The organism is Amycolatopsis sp. NPDC102389, assembly GCF_044765885.1.
Taxonomy (GTDB): domain Bacteria; phylum Actinomycetota; class Actinomycetes; order Mycobacteriales; family Pseudonocardiaceae; genus Amycolatopsis.
Map to the genome: position 1 here is coordinate 103,178 of NZ_JBIWKX010000027.1, position 4,509 is coordinate 107,686.

Annotated in this window: 4 protein-coding genes; 2 read left to right on the forward strand and 2 right to left on the reverse strand. The window is 69.5% G+C overall.

Annotation, left to right across the window (positions count from 1 at the left end; all coding sequences use genetic code 11):
* Positions 1–126: 126 nt before the first annotated feature.
* The gene (locus ACIRGA_RS22930; protein WP_400944214.1) at positions 127–942 is read right to left on the reverse strand and encodes a MerR family transcriptional regulator; all 816 of its coding nucleotides are present in this window, start codon (positions 940–942) and stop codon (positions 127–129) included.
* 43 nt (positions 943–985) lie between these two features.
* Positions 986–2,140, reverse strand: a complete 1,155-nt coding sequence (locus ACIRGA_RS22935) for an epoxide hydrolase family protein (protein WP_400944216.1) — start codon at positions 2,138–2,140, stop codon at positions 986–988.
* Between the two features lie 109 nt (positions 2,141–2,249).
* Between ACIRGA_RS22935 and ACIRGA_RS22940 the strand changes: the two genes are divergently transcribed.
* Both ACIRGA_RS22940 and fdhD read left to right on the forward strand, forming a co-directional pair.
* Positions 2,250–3,581, forward strand: coding sequence for an OFA family MFS transporter (locus tag ACIRGA_RS22940; protein WP_400944218.1), 1,332 nt, complete (start codon positions 2,250–2,252; stop codon positions 3,579–3,581).
* Positions 3,581–4,420: a formate dehydrogenase accessory sulfurtransferase FdhD gene (gene fdhD / locus ACIRGA_RS22945; protein ID WP_400944220.1), complete on the forward strand. Its 840-nt coding sequence runs from the start codon at positions 3,581–3,583 to the stop codon at positions 4,418–4,420. Before ACIRGA_RS22940 ends, fdhD begins: the two co-directional genes overlap by 1 nt.
* Positions 4,421–4,509 lie beyond the last annotated feature (89 nt).

The following is a 4,509-nucleotide window of genomic DNA, read 5'->3' on the forward strand; positions in this document are numbered from 1 at the left end:
GGGGCGGGGGGGGGGGGCCGGTTTTGTTGCGGGTGGGGGGGGGGGGTGTTGCGGGGGGCCCTGGGGGGGGTGTTTGGGGGGTTTGGGGTAAAAAACCCGAATCGCCACTCACGACCCACGTGAGCATCAGGCCTTGGTGATCGGCTGCTGCAGCTCGGTGACCCACAGGTCCCCGTCGGCCGGGCACTCGAGGTAGAACTCCCGCGCCGGGCCGTTCGCGCGATAGCCGTGCGCGTCGACCCACTTCGCCAGCGCCTGGTAGCTGGAGAGCACGGTCTCCAGCGAGCCCCGGTGCAGGATCGTCGCCGCGGTCGCCACTTCGGCGAGCCGAACGGTCGAGAAGCCTTCGGTGCCATCGGTTTCGGCCGAGATCGGGACGGCGGCGTGGATCAGCACTCGCTCGCCGTCGGCATCGTCTTCGTAGTAGGCGATGAGCGGTCCGGACGGCGTGATCGGGCCGAGCGCGCCGAACAGTTCCTTGTAGAGCCCCTGCACGACGGGCCCGATCTCCTCGTTCACGTATCCGCTCGCCGTCCCGGTGAGCTCTGCGACGCGCACCGCGGGGAGGCTTTTGACGACGACGTCTTCGGAAGGCATGGTTCCCTCGCTTTCGATCGACCGGAGCCTCGCTTCGACGGCCTTGAGCCGCGCCTCGTCGGCCGCGATGGCCGCTTCGAGTTCGGCACGGCGCAGCCGCAGCATCCCGCGCAACTCGTCCACGCCGATCTCCGCGTCGAGGATCTCCTGCACCTGGGTGAGCGTGAAGCCGAGGTCCTTGAGCGCGATCACCCGGTTGAGCCGGGCCAGCTGGTCGCCGGTGTAGGACCGGTAGCCGCTGAACGGATCGACGTGGGCGGGCCGCAGCAGCCCGATGGCGTCGTAGTGACGCAGCATCCGGACCGACACCCGGCCGTGCTTGGCGAAATCTCCGATACTGAACATGGTCCTCCCACCAGACAGCCTGACACGGTGTCACAGTCAACGGTCAGCGCACGAGCCGGAAGAACGACCGCACCTCCTCGGTGAAGACGCCCGGCTGCTCGAAGGCCCCGAAGTGGCCGCCCCGGTCCAGCTCGTTCCAGTACCGGATGTCGGTGAAGCGGCGTTCGGCCCAGCGGCGGGACGGGCGCGGGATCTCGCGCGGGAAGAGCGAACAGCCCGTCGGCACGGTGATCGTGTCCACTGTGGATTCCGAGAACCAGCTCGACACCTCGGCGAAACTCTCCCAGTACAGGCGGGCGGACGAGGCGCCGGTGCCGGTCAGCCAGTAGAGCGTGATGTCGTCGAGCATCGCGTCCCGGCTCAACGCGTTCTCCGGGTGGCCGTCGCAATCCGTCCACGCCTGGAACTTCTCGACGATCCACGCGCACAGCGCGACCGGCGAATCGGCCAGGGCGTAGCCGATCGTCTGCGGCCGCGTCGCCTGCTGGATCGCGTAGCCCGAACCGTCCGCCTTCGCGCTTTCGAGGTCGTCGAGCGATTTCCGCTCCGACGCGGTCAGGTCGCCGAACGTCGCAGGATCCGGCGCGGCCAGCGGGGGATTGAGGTGGATCCCGGCCAGGCGCTCCGGCGCCGTCCGAGCCATGAGCGTGGTGATGCTGGTGCCCCAATCGCCGCCCTGGGCGCCGAAGCGCTCGTAGCCCAGGCCGTCCATGAGGCGGATCCACGCGTCGGCGATGCGTTGGATCGACCAGCCGGCGCGGGCGGGTTTGTCGCTGAAGCCGTACCCGGGCAGGGATGGGACCACGACGTGGAAGGCGTCCGCCGCGTCTCCGCCGTGGGCGACCGGATCGGTGAGCGGGCCGAGCACGTCGAGGAATTCGAAGACCGAACCCGGCCAGCCATGGGTGAGGATCAGCGGTAGCGCGCCGGGATGCGGGGAGCGGACGTGCAGATAGTGGATGCCGAGCCCGTCGATCCCGGACCGGAACTGGGGGAACGCGTTGAGCCGGGACTCCGCGGCCCGCCAGTCGTACGTGTCCGCCCAGTACGAGCACAGTTCGCGCAGGTAAGCGGCGGGAACGCCTTGCGACCAGTCGTCGACGGTCTCGTCCTCGGGCCAGCGGGTGCGACGGAGCCGGTCGCGGAGGTCTTCGAGATCGGCCTCCGGGATCCGGGCTCGGAAGGGCGTGGTGTCCATGCCGGCCGACGCTAACGAGGGGGCCCGACAATTCGTGGACTTCCGGCGGGCCGAGTGCTATAACCAGACTACATACTGTATACAATCTGCCGTGAGCGGGGTGGGACCCATGCCCGATCCTCGAATTCTGCGAGACCACTACGGCCGCCGGTATCGCGTCGGCGAAAGCGACGTGGACCTGCTCGGCAAGCCCCGGTCGTGGATGTTGTGGCTCAGCTGGGCCGCGATGTTCGCCGCCGGCATCCAGCAATACGGCTTCGGCGTCGTCGCACCGGTCTTGATGGCCACCTACGGATGGACGTTCCCCGAGGTGGTCGTCTCCTTCGCGATCTGGACGATGTGCCAGGCGTGCGCGGTGTACCCGGTCGCCCGCCTGCGTGAGCGCGGGATGTTCCCGCCCGCGGTGGCGGTGATCATCGGCGGGGTGCTCTGTTCCACCGGGATGTTCACCTTGGGGCACGCGAGCACTCTGCTCACGATGTTCATCGGCTACTCGGTCCTCGGTGGGCTCGGCACGGGAGTCGTGTACGCGACCTGCGTCGGCACGGTGATGAACTGGTTCCCCGACCGCGTCCCGGCGCGGGTCGGCGCGGTCAGTGGGGCTTTCGCTTACGGGAGCGTGGTTTTCGTGCTTGCAGGGGGATTCTGGCTGTCGGAGGGCACTCGGCGGCCGCTGCTGGACGTGGTCGCGGTGGCCGTGCTCATGATGATCGCGAGCACCGCGGTCCTGCTGCGCGATCCGCCGCCCCGCTGGTGGCCGGAACACCCGGATCCGCGGGTATGGGCGGCCGACAAGGTGCGCAACCGCGGCGTGGCGGTCAACCGGCCCGCCCTGCGCGAGTACCGGCCGTCGGAGGTGCTCCGGTGCCCGACCGCGGTCGCGATGTACCTCATCGTCGTGCTGGCCGCCGCGGTCCTGCTCTTCGACGTCGCCTATCTCGCGACCTTCGTCGCCGCGCAAGGAGGTGGGCCAATGCTCGCCGCCGTCGCGCTCGCGGTGCTCGCCGGGGTGACCGGCGCCGGGCGCGTCCTGCTCGGCGGTCTGTCCGACCGGCTCGGCCGTCGCCGGATCCTGCGCCTGGCACTGGCCACGGGCGGGATCGCCCAGTTCGTCCTGCTCTACTCGGGCGACAGCGCGGCGGGGCTCGTCGCCGGTGCCGCATTGGCGGGGCTCGGCAACGGGAGCTGCTACTCGCTGCTGGTGTCCCTGGTGCGCGACTATTTCGGCGAGGAGTCCGCGCTCCAGAACTTCGGGGTGCTGTACTCCGCCAAGGCCGTCGGGGCGCTTCTCGGAGTCGGCCTGGCCGCGTTCGTCGTGTCCACCCACGGCTATCTCGGCGCGTTCGCCGTCGCGGGCGCGCTCAGCGTTCTCGGCTCGCTGCTCGGCGGACGGCTTTCCCAGCCGGGACGGCCGAAGTCGCTGCTGCCGGCGATCCGCTGATGGGCCGGGTGACGAGCAGGCGGCGGGTGGTCCGCGTCGTGGAAGGGGTACCCGGTGCCCGCCCGGACACGCTGACCGTCGAAGAGCCGCTGGAGATCCGCGTCGGCGGCAAACCCCTGACCATCACGATGCGCACGCCTGGCCACGATTTCGATCTCGCGGCCGGATTCCTGGTGGGCGAAGGGGGTTCACGGTCGAGCGACGACATCCGGTCGATCCGGTACTGCGCGGGCGCGACGGCCGACGGTTCCAACACCTACAACGTGCTGGACGTCGTCCTCGCCGACGGAGTCGCTCCACCCGACGCCTCCCTGGAGCGCAACTTCTACACCACGTCATCGTGCGGCCTCTGCGGCAAGGCGAGCCTCGACGCCGTGCGGACGACCGCGACCTGGCCGGTGGACGGCGACGGCCTGGTGATCCCACCGTCCACAGTGGCCGAATTGCCGGATCGGCTCCGGGTCGCGCAACGGGTCTTCGACCGCACCGGCGGGCTCCATGCGGCGGGCCTGTTCAGCGCGGCAGGGGAGCTGCTGTGCCTGCGGGAGGACGTCGGCAGGCACAACGCCGTCGACAAGGTGGTCGGCTGGGCGGCACGGCAGGGGAGACTACCGCTGTCCGGAACGGTGCTGATGGTCAGCGGACGGGCGTCGTTCGAGCTGGTGCAGAAGGCGGTCATGGCAGGGATTCCGCTGCTGGCGGCGGTTTCCGCGCCGTCGTCGCTGGCGGTCGACCTGGCCGCGGAAATGGGCCTGACGCTGGTGGGGTTCCTGCGGGGCACGTCGATGAACGTGTACAGCCGCCCGGACCGGCTCGGCTTTCCTGAGGATGGGGCCTAGCTTGAGTTTTAACGTCTGAGCGGTGGGGTGGCACCCTGGTTGATCATGGGTGAAGCCCTTGGTTGATCATTCCTCTTGCGACAGAGGGA

What these genes read in the sequence shown, in the direction of transcription:
- ACIRGA_RS22930 (WP_400944214.1), bottom strand. Translation starts at nt 942, where the DNA reads ATGTTCAGTATCGGAGATTTCGCCAAGCACGGCCGGGTGTCGGTCCGG.
- ACIRGA_RS22935 (WP_400944216.1), bottom strand. Translation starts at nt 2,140, where the DNA reads ATGGACACCACGCCCTTCCGAGCCCGGATCCCGGAGGCCGATCTCGAA.
- ACIRGA_RS22940 (WP_400944218.1), top strand. Translation starts at nt 2,250, where the DNA reads ATGCCCGATCCTCGAATTCTGCGAGACCACTACGGCCGCCGGTATCGC.
- fdhD (WP_400944220.1), top strand. Translation starts at nt 3,581, where the DNA reads ATGGGCCGGGTGACGAGCAGGCGGCGGGTGGTCCGCGTCGTGGAAGGG.